Below are 24,829 nucleotides of genomic sequence, written 5' to 3'. Positions count from 1 at the left end.
ATGTTGGAAGAGACTGATTTTTCGGTACCTGTCCCTCAGGCCAGGGAAGTCTTCACCCGCCTGCGCAACTTCCTGGCCGGCCGGCTGGTCGGCGCCACGCGCGACGCGGCGCTGCTCGACGAGGTGCTGCGCTGCGTGTTCTGCCGGGCGCTGACGGTCCGCGGCGGCGAGGCGGCGCCGGACGAGGCCGGGGCGCTGCTGGGGTTCTACCGGGCCCAGCTGGCGCGGCTGAAGGCGCTGATCCCCGACGTGTTCGCCGCCGACGCGCAGATCGGGCTCGACGCGGCGACGCTGCTCGAGGTCGACCGCGAGCTGCGGACGCTCGACCTCGACGACCCGCGCTGCGACCCGATCGGCGACGCCTACGAGGTGTTCACCGCGGCGGCCACGCGCGGGTTCGAGGGCCAGTTCTTCACCCCGCAGACGGCGGTGCGCATGCTGGTCGACCTGGTCGACCCGCGCCCCGGCGAGCGGGTGATCGACCCGGCCTGCGGCGCCGGCGGGTTCCTCAGCCACACCGCGCGCCGGCTGGTCGCGCGCGGGGTGCCGCCGGCCGAGGTGGCGCGCAGCGTGGTCGGCATCGACAAGGACCGCTACCTCGCCGGGCTGGCGCGCGCGCACGTCGGCCTCGTGACCATGTCGCCGGCGCAGGTGCACTGCGGCGACACTCTGGCCTGGCAGGCCGACGACGGCGGCCCGCTGCGCTGCGACGTGCAGGGCGGGTTCGACGTCGTGCTCGCCAACCCGCCGTTCGGCGCCAAGATCGTCGCCGCCTCGACCGAGGTCCAGCAGACCTTCGCGCTCGGCTACGTGTGGCGCCTCGGCCCGAACGACCGCTGGGCCCCGACGTCGCGGCTGCAGCGCGGGGTCTCGCCGCAGGTGCTGTTCGTCGAGCGCCTGCTCGCGCTGGCCCGCCCCGGCGGCCGCGTCGGCCTGGTCGTGCCCGAGAGCCTGATCTCCGGCAAGTCGTATCGACATGTCGTTCAGTACATGTTCGAACAGGCAGATCTGCGCGCGGTCATCGGCATGCCCGAGGAGCTGTTCAAGACGTCGGGCAAGGGCGGCACGCACACCAAGGTGTGCCTGATGCTGCTCAACCGCCGCGAGCCGGCCCCGGGGTCGACGCGGCCGGCGATCTTCATGGCCGAGGCGGCGTGGTGCGGCAAGGACAGCCGCGGCCGCAGCATCGCCCGCGACGAGCTGCCGGAGATCGAGGCCCGCTTCCGCCAGCACGCGGCCGGCAGCCCGCCGGAGGCCAGCCGCCTCGGCCACGCGGTCGCGGCCGAGGCGGTCCGCGGCAACGTGTTGGCGCCGCGCTACTACGACCCGAAGGTGGCGGCCATCCTCGCCGGCCTGCAGCACACCCACGAGCTGGTGACGGTCCAGCAGCTGCTCGACGACGGGATCCTCGCCATCACCAGCGGGCACGAGGTCGGCAAGCTGGCCTACGGCGGCGGCGACGTGCCGTTCGTGCGCACCTCCGACCTGTCGAACTGGGAGCTCAAGCTCGACCCCAAGCACTGCGTCGGCCAGGAGGTCTACGAGTCGCTGCGCGCCAAGCAGGACGTGCGCGCCGGTGACATCCTGATGGTCCGCGACGGCACCTATCTGATCGGCACGTGCGCGTTCATCACCGAGCACGACACCCGCATCGTGTTCCAGAGCCACCTGCTGAAGCTGCGGGTGTGCCGGCCCGAGCTGCTGTCGCCGTACCTGCTGCTGGCGGCGCTCGGCTCGGAGCCGGTGCGCAAGCAGATCGAGGCCAAGCGGTTCACGCAGGACATCATCGACTCGCTCGGCGACCGCGTCGGCGAGCTGGTGCTGCCGCTGCCGCGCGACCCGGCCCAGCGGGCCCGGATCGCGGGGATGGTGGAGGCGTCGATCCGCGAGCGCGTGGCCAGCCGCGAGCGCGCGCGGGCGGCCTGCCTCGAGGTCGCCCGCGTCGACTAGGCCATGTCCGAAATCGCGCATGAAGCACGCAGGCGCAGGTAGCGGTGGATAAACGCCAGTTTAACCATCGCGCCGAAGTTGATGGCTTTCTTCTCGAACCGGGTAGCGATCCGGCGTGACTCCTTGAGCCAGCCGATGAGGCACTCGATGATGCTTCGACGCCGGTACGCGGCCTTGTCGAATGCGACAGGCCGAAGGGAGCGGTCCTCGTTCTCCTTACTCGGGATTATGGGCTTGATGCCGAGCTCCAACAGGTACTGGTCGACCCAGTTCGCTCGGTAACCCTTGTCGCCGGCGAGCGCGACGGGCCAAGCCATCGGTGTCCCGTGTTCGTCGTGCAGAGTCTCATCGGCGCCGCAGAGCAAGGTGTCGACCATCGTCTGGTCGTGGATCTGGCCGGCGCTGAGATGGAAGTGGAGGGGGTGTCCGTGTGCGTCACACAGGATGTGGATCTTCGTGCCCCAGCCACCCCGGGAGCGCCCCAGCGCGTGATCCTTCGGTTCTTCTGGGTTCGTCGATTTTCCCCCCGCCGCTGCTGCAGCGAGCCGCGCGGATCGACGTGCCGTCGATGCACCAGAGCTCGGCGGGGGGGTCGTCATGCGAAACCACGCAGCTGCGGAGTCGTCGCAGCACCTCGTCGAACGTCCTGTCTTGGTTCCACTTGTTGAAGAAGTCCCACGCAGTCGACCATGGACCGAACTCGATCGGAAGATCACGCCACGGCGCTCCTGTGCGGAGCACCCAAAAGATGGCGTTCAGGATCGTCCGGCGATCTCTCGCGGGCCGTCCCGTCTTGCAGTTGCGAGTCGGGAACAGGTCCGCGATCAGGTTCCACTGGTCGTCCGTGAGCTGGTGGCGGGGAACGCGGGGCGTCATGTCCCCGACCAGATCAAGAAACCCCGATATCTCCAAGAAACTGGCGTTTTCGGGATTTCGGACATGGCCTAGCCGAACAGGGCGCCGCGCATCGAGATCGAGCCGAGGTCGAAACCGGGGTTGAAGAACCGCGGGGCCTCGGCCTCGCTCGCCGCGCCGACGGCGTAGAGCAGCGGCAAGTAGTGGTCGATGCTCGGGTGATTCTGCCGGCCGAGCGCGGTCTCGGGGGCGCGCGCGAGGTAGTCGTGGTCGCGCTGCTCGACCGCATGGGCGACGTCGGCGTCGAACCGCAGGGCCCACTCCTGCAGCGAGGTATCGCCGCTCCGGGCGTGCTGCATGGCGGCGCGCAGGTTGTGGGTGATATTGCCGCTGCCGAGGATCAGGACCCCCTCCTCGCGCAACGGCGCGAGCGCGCGACCGATCGCCAGGTGCTCGGCCGGCGGCCGCTGATGATCGATGCTGAGCTGCAGCACCGGCACGTCGGCGCGCGGGAACATGTGGTGCAGCACCGTCCAGGTGCCGTGGTCGAGGCCCCAGTCGCTGCGCGGCGCGGCCCTGTCGCCGCTGAGCAGCTCGCACACCCGCCGCGCGACCTCGTCGCTGCCGCGGGCGGGGTACTGGATCTCGAACAGCTGGCGGGGAAAGCCGCCGAAGTCGTGAATCGTCGGTGGGTCGCCGCCGGCGGTCACGAAGGTGCCGCGAGTGTACCAGTGCGCCGAGACGGCGAGGATCGCTCGCGGCGTCGGCAACGCCGCTCCGAGATCGTTGAACGTCCGCGTCCAAGCATTGTCGAGGATCACGTTCATCGGCGATCCGTGGCCGACGAACAGGACGGGCGTGGTGGGCATGTCCGGTCTCCTGACCGCCCGGTATGTTACCCCGCGCGCGCCCGGACAAGCCGGCCCGAAGCAACGCATTGTTGCGCTGGTGCCGACAATCCCCGAGGCCTCGACGCAGCCCCGCGCCTCGGGCTAGCGTCGGCCCAGATGCGCGCGCCAGACGGCTGCCCCCGCGTCGCTGGCTCCGGCGCGGTCGTCGTACCGTTCGTCCGTGACAGCGAACCGGCCTGGCTGCGCAACCATGAGCCCGCCGCGGAGCTCGTGTGTTTCGACCCCGACGGTCAGCGCCTGTGTGAATTCAGCGCGGCCGAGGGCGACGATCCCCGCGTGCGCGTGACTGTCGTCCCCGAGGTCGGCCTCGCCGACCGCGACGACCTCGACCGCACGGGCCTGGCGGAGGAGGCGGAGATCCTCGCAGGCGAGCGCGGGAGCCCGCTGTGGCTGCGGATCTGCGAACCGCTCGGGCGCTCGACGCGGCTGATGCCGCTGTCCGGGCAACGACGCATGCCGTGGGCGCTCGGCCGCACGGTCAGCGGCTACGCGCTCGCCGACGGGGTGGTGCTCGCGCTCGAGACCGAGAGCTGGCGCAACGCCTCACAGCTGGTGATCGCCCACCCGAGCGGGCGCGTCGAGCGGCGCGCGCTGGCCGAGACCGGCACGATCCGCGGCGGGTGGCTGTTCGGCGCGATCGCCGAGGCGACCGTCTTGCGGATGTTCGCCCGCCGCGTCAGCGCCGCCGGCGTCGGCCCGCGCGTCGACCTCGGCCTCGTGCCGGCGACGTCGCCGGGCGTGTACCCGTGTCACTTCCACCTCCGCACCGCCGGGTCGTCGTTCCTGGCGATCGAGATCTCCCACGGCCCCGAGGCGCCGCAGGTGGCGACCACGTTCTACCGCGCGGGGCAGTGGTCGCCGCTGGCCCTGCACACGCTCGACAGCCTCGACACGCGGGTCGCCTTCACTCGCGGGGTGGGCCGCGTGCTGTGGAAGGACGACAACATGTTCTCGGGGACAGGTTCGCGCGACATCGTGGCGCTGACCGCCTCGGCCGAGGGCACGGTGCGGGTCGAGCGGCACCCGCCGCTGCCGGCCAGCGAGTACCTCGACTTCGAGGTGTTGCCGCTCGGCGACCGGGTGCTGGCGCTGTGGCTCGAGGAGTCGGCCCTGGTCGCGCGCCTGGCCTCGCTGGCCGAGCTCGGCCGCGCGCCCGACCTGGCGCTGGTCGAGCTGCCGGACGGTCTGTGGTCGTTCACGGCCCATGCCCGCGGCGAGCACGCGATCGTGCTGCTGCGCGAGTCGGAGCAGCGCTGCGAGTTCGCGGTGCGGGTCGCGGCCGACGGGAGGGTGCTGCCGGTGACGCCGTACGGGTGAGACGGGCGGCCGGGCGCGGCGGAAAAAAATTTCGAGCGGACCGATGAGTCGCGCCGGCGGCCGCGGTCTGTGTGGCGGAGGCTCTGTCATGTCCGCTGTTTCTTCCGCCGATGCCCTGATCCCCGCCGAGTTCCCGGTGCGCCTGCTGGCGCGTGGGCTCGATGTCCTGGTCCTCGCCGCAGTCGACGTCGGCCTCGGCCGGCTCATGGGCTACGGCTTCGACTGGCTGCTGGTCGGCTCGGCGTTCGTCTTCCTCTACTTCAGCCTGCTCGACGCCTGGGCCGGCGCGACGCTCGGCAAGTTCGCGCTGGGACTTCGCGTCCTCGGGCCCGACGGCGGTCGACCCACGGTGCGGCAGTCGTTGCGGCGCGAGGCGTTCACCTTGATCGGATCGATCCCCTTCGTCGGCCCGCTGCTCGCGCTCGCGGCCTGGATCGTGATCGCCAGGACGATCCGCGCCAGCCCGCTGCGTCAGGGCAACCACGACGCGTTCGCCGGCGGGACGCGCGTGGTCCAGGTGGCGCGCTTCGTTCAATGACTGAACCAATCGGCGTGGGCGCGAGTTCCTCGGCGACCAGGTCCGTTCAGAGGCGGAAGCCGAGCAGCAAGTCGCCGACCAGGCGCGGGTGCGGCGGCTCGGCGCGAGGGCGGCCTGGTGCGGGCCACGTCGCCGCCGACGCCGACCTGGGGCAGCAGATAGAAAGTGGTGAGCGCCAGCCGGCAGTCGACGCGCCAGCCGAGAGTGGCGGTGAGAAACACGTTGAAGTTGACGTAGCGGCGGCCGTCGACGCTGCTGTCGACCTGGCGATAGCCGATCTCGCCGCCGGCCTCGAAGATGGTGCCCGAGCCGGCGATCCGCTGCGGGACCCGCACCAGCGGCGCGAGCAGGACGTCGCCGGGTCGCCGACCAGCACGTCGCCGCTGTCGAGCCGGATCACCGCCGAACCGGGCGTGTAGCCGTCGCCGACCACTTCCATGAGCGCGGGCACGCCGAACGAGTGGAGGTCGAGCGCATCCTCGACGACGATGTCGGGCTCGAACGCGGGGAAGCGGCGGTGCACGCGGCCTCCCTCGAGGCGGCGGCGACCGATCCGCGGGGTCGCTGTTGTCGGGTTCGCGGGATGCCTGATGCGACACGCGCGCAGCCTCGACTGCTCGTAACTCGACGTCCTGCGAGTCGCGATCGCGGAACAACCACGAGGCGGCCGAAGTTGGATCGACATGCCCGATGTGCCATCACGGTATGTGGTTGCTGCGCTGCTCGCGACCTTTTCTTTCGCCGGGACCGCCCGCGCCGAGCTGCCCGATCCAGCCGATTTCTCCGTGTCGTACTATTTGACCGACGAGAACGGCGAGTTCGTGCGCCCGATGGTGGAGCGCGATCTCAGGCAGTCGATCAACCGCGCCCGCTGCCAGTGCGGGCAGAAGATCGGCGTCAACATCCAGGCGCAGGCCAGCGCCGTCGATCCCACGAAGATGCTCCAGGCCCTCGTCGGCACCCAGTGCGCCACGGCCGAGGTCTCGATCGACGGTCAATTTCGTCGCTGCGGGGAGCTGGCCAGGGCGCTGGCTTCGACCTTCACGCAGGGCGTGACGGGCGCGTTCCACCCCGCGTTCCTGGCCGTCGGCGTCGATCCCTCGTCGCCGGAGCGCAGCGTCGACGCGCCGGAGACGATCGTCGCCGACATCTGCGACGCCGACGTCACCGGCGAGGCCGGCCTGTGGATGTGCGACCCGCAGGAGAACGGCATGGCCGGGTGCCAGCCCGGGGAGTTCTTCATCACGGCGAGCCAGCCCGCGCTGAAGTTCGACTTCATGCCGCCGCTACTCGACGTCACGGACCTGACCGCAGAGTCGGGGAACGGCGCGGTCGAGCTCCACTGGGAGGCGGGCTCGGGCGACGTCTATGGGTTCCGCGTGCTGTGCGAGGAGGCGGACACCGGCGCGTCGCCCGGCCTCGACTTCCCGACGCCCGAGCTCGGCGAGGTGCCGGACGGCAATCACTACTTCACTGCCGGCAACCTGTGCGGCGACCAGCCCTTCTCGACAGTCATGACCGTGCCCGGGGACGTGAGCGACCCGGACACCTGCGGCAACGGCGTGGTCGAGGCCGGCGAGGCCTGCGACGACGGCTTCGACAACGACCCCGAGGGCCTGTGCGACGCCGATTGCAAGCTGCGCGTCAGCCCGGCCATGCACGCCCTCGACTGGGACTACGTGTGCAGCGACCACATCGCGTTCGCCGGCAAGTCCGCGACCATCCACGGGCTCGAGAACGGCAAGGCCTACAACTTCGTCCTCGTCTCCTACGACCTGTTCGGCAACCCGCGCGCGCACCAGGTCGTCACCGCCACGCCCGGCGAGGACTTGCCCGACCTCGACGGCGACGGCGACGGCGACGGCGGAGGGGAGGGTTGCGGCTGCGTCGCGGGCGAGTCGGGCGGGGTCGGCGGCCTGGCGCTGTCCCTCGGCATGCTCCTCGGGCTCGCGCGCCGGCGTCGCCGCTGAGGCTCCTCGGCGAGCGCGCGACCAAAATGCAAAACCCCTCCAGCGAAACGCTGGAGGGGTTTTTGGGGCTCCGACAGTAGGACTTGAACCTACGACCCGCGGATTAACAGTCCGCTGCTCTACCGACTGAGCTATGTCGGAATGACCTGGACTTGGGAGCCCGGGGCGAGCGTGTGTACTCGATCCCCCGTGACGGCGTCAAGCAGCATCGCCGGAGAACCTGTGAGATGGGGCACGAATGAGCGCCGCGTTCGGACCGGCGCCCCGGAACCGCCGATCGGGCCCCGCAGGGCGGCTGGAGCGCCCGCGCGGGGGCTTGCGAGAACATGTCGAAGGGGGCTTGACACTCCATGGGGCTCGTATATTCTCCGCCTCCCCTCGCCACTGGCACGGGGCCACAACCTGAACCAACCGGCAGAGTGCCGTCCTCGGACGTTGTTCTGCACGATCTGCGGGAGTAGCTCAGTTGGTAGAGCACGACCTTGCCAAGGTCGGGGTCGCGAGTTCGAGTCTCGTCTCCCGCTCTAGAATCGAAAGCCCCGTCACCTCCGGTGACGGGGCTTCGTGTTTGGTCCGTCGCAGGTCCGGTGCCCGCTCCGCAGCCTCGCCGGGGCCCGTGAGCCCCCGGGCCGAGCAGCGTCCCGTGGTCGGCCGCACGTGCGGGAATAGAAGGCGGCTTGCGCAGTTTGCAAAACCCGCCTAACGTTTCGCCGCGCTCCGTGTCTGCCCTGTTCTCCAGCTTCTTGCGCTGTCTCGTGGTGCTCAGCCTGTGGCTGAGCGCGGGCGTGGCCGCCTCGAGCGCGGAGGCCGCGGTTCCGGGCACCCCAGATCTGCGCAGCGACATTCACCTGCGGCTCGTCGAGCTGCTCGGCGCCGCGGAGTTCTGCGGCGACGAGGACGACCCCGACGCCGAGGTGCTGTGCGGAGGCGATCTCCTGGCCGACCTGGTCGTCGACCCGTCGGTCCTCAAGCTGTCGCGCGGCTCTTGCTCGCGCCTGCTCGAGGCCCTGTTCAAGCGGGCCGTGTGCGACCCGACCGACGAGAACTGCGGCAAGCTCCAGCGCGGCGGTTTGCCGGCGCGGCCGCCGCCCGACCTGCTCGGGCCGGGGTCCAGCGCCATCGCCGCGCTCCTGCGCGACGAGTGGTCGCCGCGGCGCGTGTCGCTCACGACTGCGCGCCCGCGCGACGACCCGCCGCTCCTGTCCCGAACGACCTGTCCCGAAGCACCCCCGCCTCGCGTCGCGCCCGCGTAGTCCGCTCGGGCCGACCGGAGGTCTTGGGTCGCGCCCGAGAGGCTGCAGGTGCCTCGTGCACCTGCACGCGGGAGCCGGCGCTGCGCGCCTCGGCGGCGCCCTCCGGGTGTTCGAGACGGTCCTCTCATGCGTGTCCCTCATCTCTGGCTCGGCCAGGTCGCGTTCGGCCTGGCGCTGAGCAACGCAGCCTGCGAATGCTCGCCGGGCGCGCCTGAAGCGCCCGCAGCTCCGATCACCACTTCTTCGGTGCGCTACCGCATCGACCTCGACCCCGACGAGCACGCGCTCGGGGGGGCGGAGCCGCTGGTCACGGTCGTGGTCTTCTCCGACTACGCCTGCCCGCCGTGCGCGCGCACCTGGAAGGTCCTCGACCACCTGGTCGAGGACTACGGCGACGACCTGCGAGTGGTGTTCCGCAGCCAGACCCTGCCGGGCTTCGCCGACGGCGAGCGGGCCGCCGAGGCCGCGCTGGCCGCCGGGGCGCAGGGCCAATTCTGGCCGATGCACCGCCGGCTCTACGACACGATGCAGTTCGACCGCGCGGCGCTCAAGCAGGGCGCCGAGGCGCTCGGGCTCGACGTGCCGCGCTTCCTCGACGACCTCGACGCGGGGGTCTACTCGGGCACGCGGATCCGCCACCGGCGCCAGGCGGTCGAGCTGGGGATCTACTTCAGCCCGGTGGCGCTGGTGAACGGCCGGCCGGTGATCGGCTTCCGCGACGAGGCGGCCTGGCACGCCCTGATCGACGAGGAGATCCTCGCCGCCCAGGCGCGCCTGCGCGACGGCACCTCGCGCGCCGACCTCTACACCGCGGCGATGACCGACGCAGTGGTCGCCCCGCTCGAGGTCGACGACGCCACCGCGCAGCAGCGACGGCTCCTCGCCGAGCGATTCAAGGCCGCCGAGGCGCCGCCCCCGCAGCGGGCCGAGCCCGGCAAGCGCTACGCCGTCGACGCCGGCGCCGCGCCCACGCTCGGGCCCGACGACGCGCCGGTGCTGCTGGTCGCGTTCATGGACTTCGAGTGCCCGTTCTGTCGCAAGGCCGCGACCGAGGGCATCGCCGAGCTGCGGCGGCGGTACCCGAACGACGTCCGGATCGCCTACCGCCAGCTGCCGCTGCCGATCCACTCCGGAGCGGACAGCGCCGCGCGGGCGGCGGTCGCCGCCGACCGCCAGTCCCGCTTCTGGGACTTCGCCGAGCGGCTGTTCACCGCGCCGCGGCTCGGTCGCCGCACCTACGCGGCGATCGCCCGCGAGCTCGGCCTCGACGAGGCCCGCTTCCTCGCCGACCTCGACAGCGCCGAGGTCGCCCAGGTCGTCCGCGACGACCTCGTATACGCCCGCAGGCTCGGGCTCGACGCCACCCCGGCGATCTTCCTCAACGGCCGCTACGTCGACGGCTTTCGCGGCGCCGAGGCGCTCGCCGCCGACGTCGAGGCCGAGCTGACCCACGCGCAGGAGCGGATCGCCGCCGGCGCCGCCCGCGGAGCCGTCGTGCGCAAGATCCTCGACGAGGAGGCGATCCCTCCCAACGAGTTCCCGAGCGCCGATCTCCACCAGTGACTTCTTCCATGATGTCCTTTCGGACATGATTTTTGTGACATGTTCCTTCAAACACCCAACCAACTACAGACACAGAGTCCCATGAAACGCATCAGCCTCCCCGTGTTCCTGGTCTCGGCGCTCGCCCTGGCCGCTTCTCCTCTCACTGGTTGCACCGGCAACCGCGGCGGCAAGAAGGAAGAAGCCGCCGCCGCCGCCGGTCCGGCCGCCGCGGGCGGCGGGCTGGTCACGATGGACCAGGTCGACGACTCGCTCAACAGCAAGATCACGGGCGAGCGGTTCCGGGTCACCTACACCGACAAGGACCAGGTCAAGGGCGCCGCGGACCCGCTGGTCACGATCGTCGAGTTCAGCGACTTCCAGTGCCCGTTCTGCTCGAAGTTCACCGACATGCTGAACGAGCTGATCAAGGACCCCGCGTACGCCAACGACGTGCGCGTGGTGTTCAAGCAGTACCCGCTGCCGATGCACAAGGACGCGGCGATGGGCTCGGAGGCGGCGCTGGCGGCCGGTGAGCAGGGCAAGTTCTGGGAGATGCACGACATCCTCTTCAAGAACCAGAAGGCGATGACGCGCGCCGACGTCGAGAAGTACGCCGAGGAGCTGAAGCTCGACATGGCCAAGTTCAAGGCCACGCTCGACGCCAAGACCTACCAGGCGCAGGTGAACGAGGACATGGCGCTCGGCAAGAAGTTCGGCGTGCGCGGCACCCCGAGCTTCTTCATCAACGGCAAGTGGCAGCGCGGCGCGCCGCGGACGATCGACGGCCTGAAGAAGCTGGTCGACGAGGAGAAGGCCGCGGCCGAGCAGCTGATCAAGGACGGCAGCAAGCGCAGCGAGGTCTACGCGCGCATCATGAAGGCGGCCAAGGACGAGCGGAAGGAGCCGCCGCCGGAGAACAAGCCGAAGGTCGGCGAGCCCGACCCGGCGGCCAACTACGCGGTGCCGGTCGACGGCCGCCCGGCGTTCGGCCCGGCCGACGCGCTGGTCACGGTGATCGAGTTCAGCGACTTCCAGTGCCCGTTCTGCAACCGCGTCACGCCGACGCTCAAGCAGATCAAGGAGAAGTACCCCAACGACGTGCGCGTCGTGTTCCGCCAGCTGCCGCTCGGCTTCCACGACCGCGCCCGCCCGGCCGCCAAGGCCTCGCTGGCCGCCGCGCAGCAGGGCAAGTTCTGGGAGATGCACGACCTCCTGTTCGCCAACCAGAAGGCGCTCACCGACGCCGACTTCGAGGGCTACGCGCGCCAGATCGCCGGCCTCAACTTCGACCAGTGGAAGAAGGACCTGGCCGACCCGAAGCTCGAGCAGATGATCAAGGAGGACGAGCAGACCGCGCAGAAGTTCGGCTCGAACGGCACGCCGGCGTTCTACATCAACGGCCGCCACCTCTCGGGCGCGCAGCCGTTCGAGGCGTTCCAGAAGCTGATCGACGAGGAGAAGGTCAAGGCCGAGAAGTTCCTGGCCGAGAAGAAGCCGGCCAAGGACAAGCTGTACGACGAGATGATCAAGGGCTTCGAGACCGAGCTGAAGGTCCCGCCGCCGCCGCCGCCGGCCGACTTCAAGCGCCGCGAGGTGAGCACCAAGGGCCTCGCGGGCAAGGGCAACCTCAAGAACCCGAAGATCAACATCGTCGAGTGCTCGGACTTCGACTGCCCGTTCTGCAAGCGCGGCGCCGACACCGTGGCGCAGATCGTCAAGGACTACGGCGACAAGGTCGCGATCTACTTCCGCAACTACCCGCTGCCGATGCACAAGATGGCCGAGCCGGCCCACCGCGCCGGCATCGCCGCGCAGAACCAGGGCAAGTTCTGGGAGATGCACGACCTGCTGTTCGCCGACAAGACCAAGCGGTCCGACGAGGACTTCAAGGGCTACGCGCAGCAGCTCGGGCTCGACGTGGTCAAGTTCGAGCGCGACTACAACGACCCCGCGACCGCGCAGCGGGTCAAGGACGACATGGCGGAGTGCAGCAAGATGGAGGTCCGCGGCGCGCCCGGCTTCCTCATCAACGGCCGCCTGATGAGCGGCGCGCAGCCGATCGACCGCTTCAAGATGGTCCTCGACGAGGAGCTGAACGGCGGTTTCGAGGCGACGCAGAAGAAGGAGAAGGACGCCGCGGCCAAGGGCGGCGCGCCGGTCAAGGCGCCGGCCCCGACGCCGGCGCCGGCTCCGGCGCCGGGCAAGTGAGCCTGGTCTCCGGGCCAGGCAACGCCTGGTCCTGACCCGCCCGGCCCCGTGCGCGACGGGGCCGGGCGTCCCCAACCGGTTTGCATCGCGCGCTACTATTGGGTACCCACGAGGTCGACGATGTCCGACGCCACGACGCCTGCTCCCACCCCCAGCAAGAAGTCTCCCGCCTCGATTCTGATCGCGGTCTTCGGGTTCGCAGCGACCATCGGGATCGGCTTCTACGCCGGGCAGTGGGTCCGTGACCGCTTCTTCGTGCCCTCGGCCAAGCTCGAGCAGGGCGACCGCTACCGGGCGGAGCTCCGCGGCGACGAGCCGCAGTTCGGGCCGAACGACGCGCTCGTCACCGTGGTCGAGTACTCCGACTTCCAGTGCCCGTACTGCGCCAAGGTCACCGATCCGCTGAAGGACGCGATGGCCGCCTACGATGGCGACGTGCGCCTGATCTTCAAGCACTACCCGCTGCCGGGCCACACCGCGGCGCCGCCCGCGGCCCAGGCCGCGTGGGCTGCGCACCAGCAGGGCAAGTTCTGGGAGATGCACGACCTCCTGTTCGCCAACCAGCGGAAGCTCGACGACAAGAGCCTCGAGGGCTACGCGCAGCAGCTCGGCCTCGACATCGCCAAGTTCAACGCCGACCGCACCAGCGACGCCGCCAAGGCCGCGGTCGACAGCGACTACACCTCCGGCGGCAAGGCCGGCGCCACCGGCACGCCGTACTTCCTGGTCAACGGCCGCCCCTACTCGGGCTCGCTGCCGGCCAAGCAGTGGCGCGAGATCTTCGAGTACGAGCGCGAGCAGGGCCGCCAGCTCGAGAGCCAGGGCACCCCGCGCGCCGAGGTCTACGGCGCCCTGATGAAGGACGCCAAGGCCACGCGCGGCCCCGGAGCCGGGCCCGGCAAGGCGCCGAGCCAGCGCGACGACGGCCCCGACCCGAGCAAGACCTACCGCGTCCCGCTCGACGCCCGCCCGCAGTGGGGCCCCGACGACGCGCTCGTCACCATCGTCGAGTTCAGCGACTTCCAGTGCCCGTTCTGCAAGCGCGTCAACGCGGCCATCGCCGACGTCAAGCAGAACTACGCCAACGACGTCCGCATCGTCTTCCGCCAGCGCCCGCTGGCGATGCACCCGCAGGCGCGGATCGGCGCCCGGGCGATGCTCGCGGCCCACCGCCAGGGCAAGGCCTGGGAGATGCACGACCGCCTGTTCCAGAGCCCTTCGGACATGTCCGAAGAGGCAGTCAAGAAGCACGCCCAGGAGCTCGGCCTCGACGTGCCGATGTTCGAGCTCGACCTCGCCGCCGCCGAGACCGAGCAGATGGTCAAGGACGACGAGGCGGTGGCCAACCGCCTGCGCAGCGGCGGCACCCCGTCGTTCTTCATCAACGGCCGGTTCCTGTCCGGCGCCCAGCCCTACGAGGCGTTCAAGGCGCTGATCGACGAGGAGAAGGCCAAGGCGCAGAAGCTGGTCGACGAGGGCACGCCGCGCAATCAGGTCTACGACAAGATCATGGCCGGCGCCGAGGAGAAGCCGAGCAAGTGACGGCCACGCGGTCCCCGGCGGGCGAGCCCGCGGGCTCGCAGGTCCCTGTCCTCGAGGACAGGGGAGAAGGCCGCGGCCTGATGGGCCCGCTCGCCTACGTGGTGTTCATCGTCATCGGCTCGCTGTGGATGTTCTGGTTCGCCGCCTCGCTCGGCCCGGCCGCCAAGGCCCAGGCCGAGGCGGCCTGCCGCGCGCTGCAGCCCGAGCTGCGCGAGGGCCCGGCGCCGGAGTTCTCGCTGCAGGACCTCGCCGGCCAGACGGTCAGCCTCGCCGACCTGCGCGGCAAGTTCGTGGTCGTCAACTTCTGGGCCACGTGGTGCGAGCCGTGCATCCGCGAGTGGCCGCAGCTCGACCGCCTGGCCGAGCGCCTGCAAGGCCGCGACGACGTCGCGATCCTGGCGATCAGCGTCGACCAGGACCAGAGCCTGGTCGCGCCGTTCCTCGCCCGCATGGGCCTCGAGCAGACCGGCGTGCGCGTGCTGTGGGACCCGACCGGCAAGCTGCACAATGCCTACGGCAGCGAGAAGCTGCCCGACACCTACTTCGTCGACGCCGAGGGCCAGCTCGTCCACGCGTACGTCAACGTGCGCGACTGGGGCCGCCCCGCGGCGCACCACTGCGTCGAGTCGATGCTCGCGCGCTAGGCCGCGAGCATCGACGCGGACGCGGAGCTCCGCGCCGCGGCGTGACAGGCGATGTCGTGATTCGCTGTCCGCACGCCGCCGCGGCGCGCCGCGGGCCTGACAGGCGATGTCATGGCTCGCGGCCCGCGAGCGCGCCGCGGCCTCGCGCGCTGCCTCTCCCCATCGCAGTCACGAGCGAGGATCGCGGCAGTCGCGGTCCGCGAGCGCGCCGCGGCCCCGCGCCGCAGCTTCTCATCGCGGACGCGACCTACGATGTCGTGAGTCGCGGTCTGCGAGCAGGCCGCGGCGTCGCGTGGTGCTGCGCGTCGCGGACGCGACAGGCGAGGTCGTAGGTCGTGGCCCGCGAGCACGCTGCGGGCTCGCGGGTCGGCGTCTCGCGCCCGCGTCGTCTCACGGCAGCGCCGCGAGCTGGTCGATCGACTTCTTCAAGGTCGTGCGCAGGCACTCGAGGCAGTCGCTGCCCTTGAACACGCCGCAGCCCTTGCGCGGGGTCTTGTTCAGGCGCTGCAGGGCCGGCAGGCCGCGCTTGTCGTTGGCCTCGGCGATCCGCTTGACCGCGGCGCGCTTGGCCTCGCAGCTCTCCGCCTTCTCGAGCAGGGCCAGGCCGTGCAGCCACAGCGGCACGTCGACCTCGGGCTCGTAGGCCAGCACCGCCTCGGCGGCCTTGAACTGGCCGTCCTTCGTCTCACCCAGCAGGGCCGTGGCCGGCTCGCGCAGGCCGGCGGGCAGCTCGCCGAGGTCGTTCTTTCTGGCGGAAGGGACAGGTTCCGAAGGACCTGCCCCTTCGGACTTGCCGTCGCCGGGCGGCGCGCCCTTGCCGGCGGCCGGCACGAACTCGGCCGGGCGCTCGCCGGCCTCGGCGGGCGCGGGCGCCTCCTCGCCGCCGGGCTGGCGGACCGCCCACAGCACGACGATGAGCAGCGCCGCGCCGACGAACACGGCGATGAAGCCGGACAGGCCGCGGTTGCTCGCCGCCGCCGGGGGCAGGGTCGGGGTCGGGCTCGGCGGCGGCAGGGTCGACACCGGCACCGCGCTGACGCTGCGGCTCAGGGCGCGCAGCGCGTCGCGGACCTCGCGGGCGGTCTGCGGGCGCTGCTTGGCCTCGCGCGCGAGCAGCTGCTGGATGATGCGCTCGAACTCGACCGGCAGGTCGACGACCTCGCCGGCCAGGGGCGGCGGCGGTTGGGTCAGCTGGCGCGTCAGCAGGTCGCTCATCTCGCCGCCGTCCCACAGCGCGCGGCCGGCCAGGCACTCCCACAGGATCACGCCGAGCGCGTAGAGGTCGGTGCGGTGGTCGGTGGGCTCGCCCATCGCCTGCTCCGGCGCCATGTAGCCGGGCGTGCCCATCACGGTGCCGAGGCGGGTCAGCGGCTCGGTGCCGGCGCTGTGGTCGGCGACGCGGGCGATCCCGAAGTCGAGCACCTTCACGACCTCGCCGTCCTCGCGCGGCTCGAGCAGGATGTTGTCGGGCTTGAGGTCGCGGTGGACGATGCCGGCCGCGTGGGCCGCGGTGAGCGCGTCGGCGATCTGGGCCCCGATGTCGCAGACCGCCTGCCAGCGCATGCGGCCGCGGTTGATGATGTCGGTCAGCGACGAGCCGCGCACCAGCTGCGTCACCAGGTACGCGCCGCCGCCGGGCAGCGGGCCGAAGTCGATCGCGCTGGCCACGTTGGGGTGCTCGATCTGCGCCGTCGCCATCGCCTCGCGGCGGAACCGCTCGGCGATCTCCTCGTTGCCCGTGTACTCGGCGTGGATCATCTTCACCGCGACGAGCTTGCGCAGGTTGAGGTGCTCCGCTGTGAACACCGCTCCCATGCCGCCCTCGCCGAGCAGGTCGCGCAGGTGGTAGCGGCCGTCGAGGGTGTGGCCGATCCACGCGGTCGGCGGGGCGTCGGGGGTGGGTAGCGGCGAGGCTGCGGCGGAGGTCACGGCGGCGGCGGCATTATAGGCGGTTTACCCGGTCGCGTGCGCGCCGGCTGCCGTGCGTCCGCCGTCCCGTTATACTGCCGGGCGGGCCCTCGCCTGGAACCCGGCCCCGCGGCGCTGTCCCAGCCGCGCTCTCCTCGCCCTCAGGGGCGCCCTCGCGGAGGTCACATGTCCGAAAGTACAGCTCGGAACGCAGCCCTGGTCCTCGCCGTCCTCGTCGGCGCGTGCGGCAAGCCGGTCGACCCGTCCGGCAAAGAGGACGCCACCTTCACCAAGGCGTCGATGGCCGGCGCGCCGGCGCCGACCGGCGAGGATCGGCCGCTGTCTGCCGACCTGGCGGTCGAGCCGGTGTCGATGCTGGTGACCTTCAACCGCCTGAAGACGCCCGACAAGCTGCAGGACGCGCTGAACAAGAAGCCGGGGCAGTTCAGCCACATCGACCTCGACAAGGACGCCAACCCCGACCCCCTGACCGTCGCCGACCGGCCGTCGAAGGACGGGCACGCGTTCGAGATCCGCGTGCGCCCTGCCACCGGGGAGTTCGTGGTGGCGACGATGCTGTTCGACCACGAGTGGAGCTACCTCGGGCATTACGACGGGGTCATGGGCGGGGCGGCCTCGACGACTGCGCGCCCGCTGCCGGCGGCGCCCCAGCCCGGGGCGCCGCCGGCCGCGCCACCGGTGGTCGCGACCCCGCCCGCAGTGGTGCCCTCGGCCGCGCCGACGCAGGTCATGGCGGCGCCGGTCGCACCCGTCGCACCGACGACCACGCCGGCCCCCGGCGCGCCCGCGGTCCCTGGCGCGCCCGCCGCGGCGCCCGCGGTGGCCGGGGCGGTGCAGGCGGCCCCGGCCGGCAGCGCCCAGCCGGCCGGCGTCGCGGCGAAGCAGCCCTGAGCACACCCGCCTGTTCGGCCCGACCCGGGCCACCGCGACATCCGCTCGCACTGCTCGTCCGGCGAGGGCGGGGAGCGGCCATGACTCTCGGGACATGGTCGATAGGACATGCGAGCATGGGCTCGTCGAGGCGCGCTCGCAGGTCCTCGATGTCGTGGACACGTCGAGGTGGACCGCCGTGGGGAGGGGGCCGCTGTCTCGCGGACACGCCGAGGGTGGGCGCTGCAGCCAGAGCTGGTTCCGCGTCGCCAGGCGGCGCGGCGCTCCGAGAGTGACAAAAGGACATGCCCGCAAGAGCATGTCCTCTTCGACCTGTCCTTATAAACATGCCCTTACGGGCATGTCCCTCGCGTTACCCCCGTCGGCGCCGGCGCAGGGCCAGGAGGCCGAGGCCGGCGACGCCGAGCAGGGCGGCGCCGTTGTGCGGCTGGTCGCTGCTGCAGCCGCAGCCGGCGTCGTCGCCGCCGGTGCTGCCGGCGGTGCCGGAGTCCGGGGAGGTGCTGCGCGGCCAGCCGTGCGAGGTGTTCCACTCCTCGATCTTGGTGTTGATCGCGGCGGTGTTGTTGACGAGGTGCATCGGCTTGCCCTTGAGGGCGACCTGGCTGATCTCCTCGGCCCACCACATCTCGCCGATGAAGTCGGGCCACGGGCCGCCGTCGGGGACGAAGATCTCGCGCTCGTCGGGCAGGGTGATGACGCTGTTGCCGTCGCACAGGTTGTAGTTGCCGGCGATCCGGACGTTGGCGACGTCTTCGAGGTCGGGGTTGATGTGGAAGGTCGGGTCCGCGATCATCTCGTTGGGCGAGATGACGGTGTACATGCGGGTCAGGTACGGGTAGGTGTCGAGCAGGTCCTGGGCGTGCAGGCCGGGGCTGATGATGCGGTCGGCCAGGGCCGTGGCGAAGGCGCTGCCGTCGCCCCACGTCATCACGTCGATCTGGTCGACGTAGGCGGCCAGGTTGCCGTAGAACTCCTCGGGGGAGAGGCCGTCGGGCACGGGCAGGTGCTCGGTGAGGACGCCCCGGATCAGCGGGTGGTTGTAGAAGCAGAAGCCCGGCTCGTAGCAGTTGGTGAGGCCCTGCTCGTTGAGGCGGTTGACGACCTGCTCGGGCGCCAGGCCGCCAAACACCGCCTCGTTCCAGTTCGGGTTGTAGACGTTGAAGGCGAACGGGGCGGTGATGCTGGTCGCGCCGGCGTACTCGGTGACGAACGCCAGGCCGTCGGCCTCCAGCTCGTCGACCGCCTTGCCGATGACTTCCTTGTAGTTGGCGGCGAAGTTGAACCAGTCGATCTTGAGCGGGTTGACGAGGACGTGGCGGTAGTTGGTCGGCGCGGCGCGGCCGTTCGCCAGCAGGAACACGCGGATGTCCATGTCCTGGACCGACGAGAAGCGGGTCAGCCGCAGCGGGAAGCAGTTCTCGTCCGACGGGTAGCGGAGGACGATCGGGTGCACGTCGCCCTCGTCGGCCCCGCCGGTCAGCTTGAGCGCGACGATCACCTGGCCGTCGTCGAGGTACTGCTGGAACACCTCGTCGGCGCCGTCGATCCACAGGAAGTCGTTGTCGAGCAGCCACTGCTTGATCGGCGCGACCGTCTTGTCCTGCAGCACGACGATCTCGAACGCGCCGGCGGTGGTCTTGAGGAGCACCGGATCGTCGGTGGTCGCGCCGGTGGTGGCGGCGCCGGTGGTGCCGCTGTCGAAGCCGCCGTCGGTGCCGCCGTTCGGCGAGCTCAGGCCGCTCGAGTTGCCCTGGTCGCCGCACTGCTCGAAGCTCTGGTTGAGGCCGTACTGCGGCACGGAGGCCTGCAGGAGCGCGTCGAACAGCGGCTGCGAGCCGACCTCGAACTCGGGGATCTGGGCGATCGGGATCAGCCACGCGAACTTCTGCGCGTTGGTGTTGGGGTCGATGCTGATCTGGATGTGGACCTCGACCTCGCCGGGGTTGAGGACGAACAGCACGTTCTCGCCGTCCTGATTGACCGGCATCGGCCCGGGCACGCCACCGTCGCAGCCGTTGACCCCGCAGGCCTCGGCGGGCCGCGATCGGGTGAGGGTGAAGGCCGCACAGGCAGCGGCGGCCAGGATCGAGGCTCGCTTCCACATAAGCTTAGTTCGCATCGCTAGACTCCAGGCCGCAGGGTCGCACAGGTCGAGGTGCCGCGCCACAACGCGGCCGGCCGCGGCTCCAGGCGTCAGACCGCGCGGCGAGGAGTGCATGTTTTCAGGGACATGTCCATGCGGACATGTCGCTCGCAGGCCTCGGCCGCGGGCGGGCCCCGGTCGGCCAGCGATTGCGGTTCGGCGGCTCAGCGCGGGCGCTGGCCGGCGAGCAGGCGCTCGGCGTCGGCGCGCAGCGGGTCGTCGGCCGCGAGGGAGGCGAGGGCCGGGCCGGCGAGGGCCCGCACGCGCTCGCGGTCGCCGCGGGCGAGGAGGGCCTCGGCGAGGCCGAGGCGCAGCGTCGTGAGGTCGCGGGCGGCGATCTTGGCCGCCTCGGCGTCGTGCACCGCGGCCTCGAGCGTGGTGACCGCGCGGTCGAGCCGGCGGGCCCGCAGGAGGCACTTGCCGAGCTGGCCGCGGGCGAGGAGGGCGGTGGCGCTGTCCGGGCCGTTGTCCGCGGCCAGCCGCTCGGCGCCGTCCTGGGCCCGCTGCAGCCCCTCGTCGACCTGGTCGGCGGCGATCAGCGCCTCGCCGAACGCGAGGTCGAGGGTCGGCAGCTCGGGGTAGGCGGCGCCGAACTTGTCGACCAGCAGCGCGCGCGCCTTGGTGAACGCGGCCAGGGCCTCCTGGTAGCGGCCGAGCGCCGACAGCGACAGGCCGGCGGCGCTGTAGGTGATCGACACGAACTCGTGCTCCGGGCCGAGGGTGCCGAGGAACACCTCGCGGGCCCGCGCCTGCTCGGCCAGCGCCTTCTCGTGCTCGCCGCGGTGGGCGAGCACCTCGGCCAGCTGGACCCGGCGGATGGCGACGTCCGCGTGCTCCTCGCCGAGCAAGGCGACGTCGATGGCCAGCGCCTCGCTCGCGCGGGCGAACGCGAGGTCGACGGCGCCGCGCCGCAGCAGCAGCGACGCCATGTTGCCGAGGAGGCGGCTGACGGTGGTGTTGCGGTCGCCGTGCAGCGCGCGCGCGCGCGTCAGCAGGTCCTCGTAGCGCGCGAGCGCCTCGTCCTCGCGCTCGAGCCCCTCGAGCGCCGTCGCGACCCGCTCGTCCGTCAGCATCGTCCCCGGGTTGTCGGGCCCGAACTCGGCCAGCTTGATCGCCCGCGCCCGCTCGAACTCGGCCAGTGAGCGCTCGAGGTGACCTTGCCTCGCGGCCAGGTCGCCCAGCGCGTGGTGGACGTTCGCGGTCATCGGGTGGCCGACCCCGAGCAGGCGCTCGATGTCCCCGAGGACCGCCTGCAGGGTGCTCTCGGCCAGCTCGCCGCCGTCGGTCCCGACCAGGTGGGTGGCGCGGTTGAAGCGGGTCCGCAGGCGCTGCATCTCGCCGACGTCGGGCGAGTCGAGCAGCGCGAGCGCGGCGTCGTAGTGCGCGGTCGCCTTGTCGCTCATCGACAGCCGCTGGTACGCGTGGGCGACGGTGCTGTGGAACAGCACTGCCAGCCGCGGCGGCTCGCGGGCGCGGGCCAGGGCGACCTCGGCGGTGCGGATGAGCGCGGCCGTGACGTCGGGCGTGGCGCCGCGGACGCTGTGCTGCCAGACCGTGGCCAGCCAGGCGTCGACCAGCAGGTCGTCGCGACCGGCGACGGCGGCGGCGGTGGTGGCCTCGGCGAGGTGGGCCTCGGCGTTCTCGTGCTGGCCGAGCTCGAGCTCGAGGCGCGACACGAGCAGCGCCATCTCGGCCAGCGTCGGCGCGAAGCCGATCTCCGCCGCGCCGGCGCGGCTGGCCTCGGCCAGCGCGAGCGCCTCCTTGGTGCGCCCGGCGGCCCGCATCGCCACCGCGCCGGTGCGGTCGCGCTCGACCTCGGCCAGGCGAGCGCGCGCCTCCGGGTCGCTCGGCAGTGGGACGGCGGCGCCGAGGCGCTCGCGGTCGGCGCAGGGCGCCAGCGGATCGAGGTTGTCGACGAGGTCGAGCGCGCGCTGCGACGAGCCGGGGTCGAGCGTGAGCAGCTGGCCGACCGCGGCGTCGAGGCCGGCGAGGCGGCGGTCGAGGCAGGCCGCGCGCAGGTCGAGCATCGCCTCGCTCTGGTCGCCGTCGACCCGGGTCGCCTCGCAATTGTCGACGGCCGCGCGCGACCACGCCTCGGCGTAGTCGGTCAGCGCCGCGTCGACGCTGCCGGCGAGCGCGGCGGCGTACGGCTTGCCGGAGGCCAGCAGAGCGGCGTGCACCGCGGCGCGCCGGTCCGCGTCGGCGACCCCGACCATGCGCTCCGGGATCGCGGCGCACGGCTCCTCGCCGCCGAGCGACAGCGCGGCGATGCCGAACCCGCCGGCCAGCGCCGCGGCGACGCCGAGCACGACCGTCGCCCGTCGCACCTGCCGCGGCCGCACCGCCCGCTCGAGCGCCTGCAGCAGCGACTGCATGTCGGGCCAGCGCCGGGCCGGGTCGACGGCGAGGCCGCGCCGCAGGATCGTGAACACCGCCGCCGGCGCCTCGACCTCGCGCGGGGGCGGACGGATCTGGCCGCTGCGGATGGTCTGCAGCAGGGCGTAGGGGGTGCGCCCGGCGAAGGGGCGCACGCCGGCGAGGGTCTCGTAGAGCGCGACGCAGAAGCTGAACTGGTCGCTCACCGCGGTCGCCGCCCGGCCCTCGAACTGCTCCGGCGGCATGTAGGCCGGCGTGCCGAGCATCGTCCCGCTGCGCGTCAGCTCGACGTCGAACGAGCCGCGGGCGACGATCGAGGCGGCGGCGTCGACGATCTCGCTGTCGATGCGCGCGAGCCCGAAGTCGAGGACGCGCGCGCGCCCGCGGGCGTCGACGAGCACGTTGCTCGGCTTGAAGTCGCGGTGGACCAGGCCGGCCTCGTGCGCCGCGGCCAGTCCCCGACCTGCCTGAAGGAACATGTCGAGCCGGGCCCGCCAGTCGGGCCGCGGGCCCTCGCCCGGGCGGCACCACTGGTCGAGGGTGACGCCGTCGACCATCTCCATGGCGACGAACAGCAGGCCGTCGCTCTCGCCGACCTCGTGGACGACGACGACGTTGGGGTGGGCGATGCGGGCCATCGCCTGGGCCTCGCGGGCCAGGCGGCGCAGCGCGTGTGGGTCGGCGGTCGCCCCGCGGAGCAGGACCTTGATCGCGACCTTGCGCGCCAGGGCGTCGTCGCGGGCCGCGTAGACCACCCCCATCGCCCCGCTGCCGAGCCGCTCGATCAGGCGGTAGCGGCCGAGGCGCTCGGGCATGTTGCCGATCAGCCGCCGCGCCTCGCTCTCGGCCGGCGACGAGGACGCGGTCTGCTCGTCGACGTCGCCGGCGAGGGTGGCGGCGATGTCGGCCGGCGCCTGGCTGTCGGACGTCTCGCTCACGTCGACCTCCGCACCGGCTGGACCACGATCGGCGGCCCGCGGCGGCGCGGGACCTTGCCGAAGATCGCGGCCGCCGACTTGACCCGCACCGCCTCGCCGACCTCGCGGCTCACGCTGCGCAGCACCGGCGGCGCGAGGGCGGCCCCCAGCGCGAAGCCGCCGAGGTGGGCGTACCAGGCGAACTGCGGCGCCTCCGAGGTGGCCGCCATCACCGCCTGGAAGCCGATCCACGCGCCGAGGTAGACCCACGCCGGGATCTTCAGCTGCACGTACACCAGCGGCAGGGTCTGCAGCAGGCGCGCGCGCGGGAAGATCACCAGGTAGGCGCCGCACACCCCGGCGATCGCCCCCGACGCGCCGATCACCGGCGTGCCGGTCGCGCTGGTGAGGAGCAGCTGCAGCAGGCCGCCGAACAGACCTGCCCCGAAGTACAGGATGAGGAAGCGCCGGCGGCCGAACACGTGCTCGACGTTCCGGCCGAACACGTAGAGGAAGTAGAGGTTGAAGAGGAGGTGGAACCAGTCGGCGTGGAAGAACGCGTGGGTGAGGACGGTGTAGAGGTGCAGCGGCCGGCGGACGACCTCGCCGGCGACCAGCGCGTACTCGCGGGCGTAGACGAGGCCGAGGACGGAGGCGACGTAGCAGCCGAGCAGGAGGGCGCCGAGGCCGAGGACGACCCAGGGGATCCCGCGCCGCGGATTGTCGACCTCGATGGGCAGCTGGGTCAGCACCTGAGCGGCCCAGATGACGCCGCGCTTGGCCAGCTGGACCGCCGGAGCCTCCTGACCGGACGGGGTGCTCGAGCGGGCGAGGGCGTGGCGCTCGTCGCCGTCGAGCCACAGGCCGCGGCAGCGCGGGCAGCGGTCGACCGGGGTCTTGAGCATGCCCGGCAGCAGGTGTTCGTTCATGAAGCCGTGGCCGCGCGGGCACATGCGCCCGGCCGAGCGGCCCACCATGGTCTTGAGGAACGCCGGGTCGACGTCGGCGTCGCCCAGTTGGTCGAGCTCGCCCTGATCGAGCCACACCCCGAAGCAAATGGGACATGTATCGAGGGTCAGGTCCCCGGGGACAGGTCGCTCGCGCGCGCCGAGCTGACGCCAGCGCCCGCCCGCGGCCTGCCGGCGCAGGTGCACCGCGACCAGGGCGTGCAGGCTGCAGGCCGGGCACTGCGCCGACAGCGGGGCGAGGCCCGGGGCGGCGGCCGCCTGCTCTTTCGGACCTGTCTCTCGCGGCAGGTGAGGCGCGAGCAGGTCCGGCGGCCGCAGGCTCGGCGGGCGCGTCGCCGCCGGCAGGTGCGGCGCGAGCAGGTCGGGCGGCGGCGTCTTCGGCGCGGCCTCCTGCGGCAGGTGAGGCGCGAGCAGGTCGGGCGGCCGGGCGGGACGAGCCGCGGCAGGGGCCGCCGGCGCAGTCGAGGCGCCCCTGGCCGCCTGGCCCTTGGAGCCTGTCCTGAGCGACATGTTACTCGCGGACGCGCCGACCCGCCCCTTCGTACCTGTCCTCGGCGACATGTCGCTCGCGGACACGCCCGGTCGTGTCTGTCCCTTGGGGCATGTCGCGAGCGACATGTCAATCGCGGACGCACCGGGGCCCTGCTGGCCCTGGGAGCCGGCCCCGAGCGCCACGCGGATGGTCGCCGCGGACGCGCCGGGGCCCTGCGGGTCCTGGGCGCTCGTCTCGAGCTCGACGCGGATGGTCGCCGCGAACGCGTTCGGCTCGGGCTGTCCCACGGGACCTGTCCCTTGCGTCATGTCGTCGGCCGACGACGCGGCCGCGGCGGCGCCGGCAGAATGCCCGGATCGGGGCCCCGCGGGGCCAGGAA

The 24,829-nt window shown here is 71.9% G+C and carries 17 protein-coding genes, 2 tRNA genes and 1 pseudogene; 11 read left to right on the top strand and 9 right to left on the bottom strand.

Annotation, left to right across the window (positions count from 1 at the left end; genetic code table 11):
• The gene (locus O0S08_RS39275; protein WP_269034609.1) at positions 1 to 1,950 is read left to right on the top strand and encodes an N-6 DNA methylase; all 1,950 of its coding nucleotides are present in this window, start codon (positions 1 to 3) and stop codon (positions 1,948 to 1,950) included.
• Here O0S08_RS39275 and O0S08_RS39270 read toward each other — a convergent pair.
• The 3 genes and pseudogenes from O0S08_RS39270 to ygiD all read right to left on the bottom strand — a co-directional run bounded on the left by O0S08_RS39270 (position 1,947) and on the right by ygiD (position 3,674).
• Entirely contained in the window at positions 1,947 to 2,549 is a 603-nt protein-coding gene (locus O0S08_RS39270) for an IS5 family transposase (RefSeq protein ID WP_269034608.1), read from the bottom strand. The two genes, O0S08_RS39275 and O0S08_RS39270, sit on opposite strands and share 4 nt — an antisense overlap.
• Before the next feature lie 16 nt (positions 2,550 to 2,565).
• A pseudogene (locus O0S08_RS51460) lies at positions 2,566 to 2,826 on the bottom strand (transposase); the annotation flags it as partial.
• A 68-nt stretch (positions 2,827 to 2,894) separates the two neighbouring features.
• Positions 2,895 to 3,674 (bottom strand): 4,5-DOPA-extradiol-dioxygenase, encoded by a 780-nt coding sequence (gene ygiD, locus O0S08_RS39265; RefSeq protein WP_269034607.1) that lies wholly within the window; start codon positions 3,672 to 3,674, stop codon positions 2,895 to 2,897.
• Between the two features lie 138 nt (positions 3,675 to 3,812).
• On the opposite strand from ygiD, the gene O0S08_RS39260 reads away from it, so the two are divergent.
• Positions 3,813 to 5,033: a hypothetical protein gene (locus O0S08_RS39260; RefSeq protein WP_269034606.1), complete on the top strand. Its 1,221-nt coding sequence runs from the start codon at positions 3,813 to 3,815 to the stop codon at positions 5,031 to 5,033.
• An 88-nt stretch (positions 5,034 to 5,121) separates the two neighbouring features.
• On the top strand, positions 5,122 to 5,571 hold the full coding sequence (locus O0S08_RS39255) for an RDD family protein (RefSeq protein ID WP_269034605.1): 450 nt from the start codon (positions 5,122 to 5,124) through the stop codon (positions 5,569 to 5,571).
• On the opposite strand, the gene O0S08_RS39250 is transcribed toward O0S08_RS39255, so the two are convergent.
• Positions 5,565 to 5,906 (bottom strand): hypothetical protein, encoded by a 342-nt coding sequence (locus tag O0S08_RS39250; RefSeq protein WP_269034604.1) that lies wholly within the window; start codon positions 5,904 to 5,906, stop codon positions 5,565 to 5,567. The two genes, O0S08_RS39255 and O0S08_RS39250, sit on opposite strands and share 7 nt — an antisense overlap.
• Positions 5,907 to 6,356: 450 nt before the next feature.
• On the opposite strand from O0S08_RS39250, the gene O0S08_RS39245 reads away from it, so the two are divergent.
• On the top strand, positions 6,357 to 7,541 hold the full coding sequence (locus tag O0S08_RS39245; protein WP_269034603.1) for a hypothetical protein: 1,185 nt from the start codon (positions 6,357 to 6,359) through the stop codon (positions 7,539 to 7,541).
• A 68-nt stretch (positions 7,542 to 7,609) separates the two neighbouring features.
• Here O0S08_RS39245 and O0S08_RS39240 read toward each other — a convergent pair.
• Positions 7,610 to 7,682, bottom strand: a tRNA-Asn gene (locus O0S08_RS39240).
• 310 nt (positions 7,683 to 7,992) lie between these two features.
• Between O0S08_RS39240 and O0S08_RS39235 the strand changes: the two genes are divergently transcribed.
• From O0S08_RS39235 to O0S08_RS39210, 6 genes are all read left to right on the top strand, one after another.
• Positions 7,993 to 8,065 (top strand) — tRNA-Gly (locus tag O0S08_RS39235).
• A 195-nt stretch (positions 8,066 to 8,260) separates the two neighbouring features.
• The gene (locus O0S08_RS39230; protein WP_269034602.1) at positions 8,261 to 8,794 is read left to right on the top strand and encodes a hypothetical protein; all 534 of its coding nucleotides are present in this window, start codon (positions 8,261 to 8,263) and stop codon (positions 8,792 to 8,794) included.
• 126 nt (positions 8,795 to 8,920) lie between these two features.
• Complete coding sequence (locus O0S08_RS39225) at positions 8,921 to 10,357, top strand: DsbA family protein (RefSeq protein WP_269034601.1); 1,437 nt, start codon at positions 8,921 to 8,923, stop codon at positions 10,355 to 10,357.
• An 81-nt stretch (positions 10,358 to 10,438) separates the two neighbouring features.
• Positions 10,439 to 12,547: a DsbA family protein gene (locus O0S08_RS39220; RefSeq protein WP_269034600.1), complete on the top strand. Its 2,109-nt coding sequence runs from the start codon at positions 10,439 to 10,441 to the stop codon at positions 12,545 to 12,547.
• A 120-nt stretch (positions 12,548 to 12,667) separates the two neighbouring features.
• The gene (locus O0S08_RS39215) at positions 12,668 to 14,089 is read left to right on the top strand and encodes a DsbA family protein (RefSeq protein ID WP_269034599.1); all 1,422 of its coding nucleotides are present in this window, start codon (positions 12,668 to 12,670) and stop codon (positions 14,087 to 14,089) included.
• Complete coding sequence (locus tag O0S08_RS39210) at positions 14,086 to 14,733, top strand: peroxiredoxin family protein (RefSeq protein ID WP_269034598.1); 648 nt, start codon at positions 14,086 to 14,088, stop codon at positions 14,731 to 14,733. The genes O0S08_RS39215 and O0S08_RS39210 overlap by 4 nt, the downstream gene beginning before the upstream one ends.
• Positions 14,734 to 15,123: 390 nt before the next feature.
• On the opposite strand, the gene O0S08_RS39205 is transcribed toward O0S08_RS39210, so the two are convergent.
• The gene (locus tag O0S08_RS39205) at positions 15,124 to 16,662 is read right to left on the bottom strand and encodes a serine/threonine protein kinase (RefSeq protein WP_269034597.1); all 1,539 of its coding nucleotides are present in this window, start codon (positions 16,660 to 16,662) and stop codon (positions 15,124 to 15,126) included.
• A gap of 165 nt (positions 16,663 to 16,827) precedes the next feature.
• On the opposite strand from O0S08_RS39205, the gene O0S08_RS39200 reads away from it, so the two are divergent.
• Complete coding sequence (locus tag O0S08_RS39200; RefSeq protein WP_269034596.1) at positions 16,828 to 17,553, top strand: hypothetical protein; 726 nt, start codon at positions 16,828 to 16,830, stop codon at positions 17,551 to 17,553.
• A gap of 352 nt (positions 17,554 to 17,905) precedes the next feature.
• On the opposite strand, the gene O0S08_RS39195 is transcribed toward O0S08_RS39200, so the two are convergent.
• The 3 genes from O0S08_RS39195 to O0S08_RS39185 form a co-directional block, all read right to left on the bottom strand.
• The gene (locus O0S08_RS39195; RefSeq protein ID WP_269034595.1) at positions 17,906 to 19,672 is read right to left on the bottom strand and encodes a DUF2330 domain-containing protein; all 1,767 of its coding nucleotides are present in this window, start codon (positions 19,670 to 19,672) and stop codon (positions 17,906 to 17,908) included.
• Between the two features lie 188 nt (positions 19,673 to 19,860).
• Positions 19,861 to 23,010 (bottom strand): serine/threonine-protein kinase, encoded by a 3,150-nt coding sequence (locus O0S08_RS39190; protein WP_269034594.1) that lies wholly within the window; start codon positions 23,008 to 23,010, stop codon positions 19,861 to 19,863.
• The gene (locus O0S08_RS39185) at positions 23,007 to 24,737 is read right to left on the bottom strand and encodes a rhomboid family intramembrane serine protease (protein ID WP_269034593.1); all 1,731 of its coding nucleotides are present in this window, start codon (positions 24,735 to 24,737) and stop codon (positions 23,007 to 23,009) included. Before O0S08_RS39185 ends, O0S08_RS39190 begins: the two co-directional genes overlap by 4 nt.
• Between the last annotated feature and the right edge of the window lie 92 nt (positions 24,738 to 24,829).

The organism is Nannocystis punicea, from assembly GCF_026965555.1.
GTDB classification, from domain to species: Bacteria; Myxococcota_A; Polyangia; order Nannocystales; family Nannocystaceae; genus Nannocystis; species Nannocystis punicea.
This window is presented reverse-complemented; position numbering and strand designations above follow the sequence as displayed.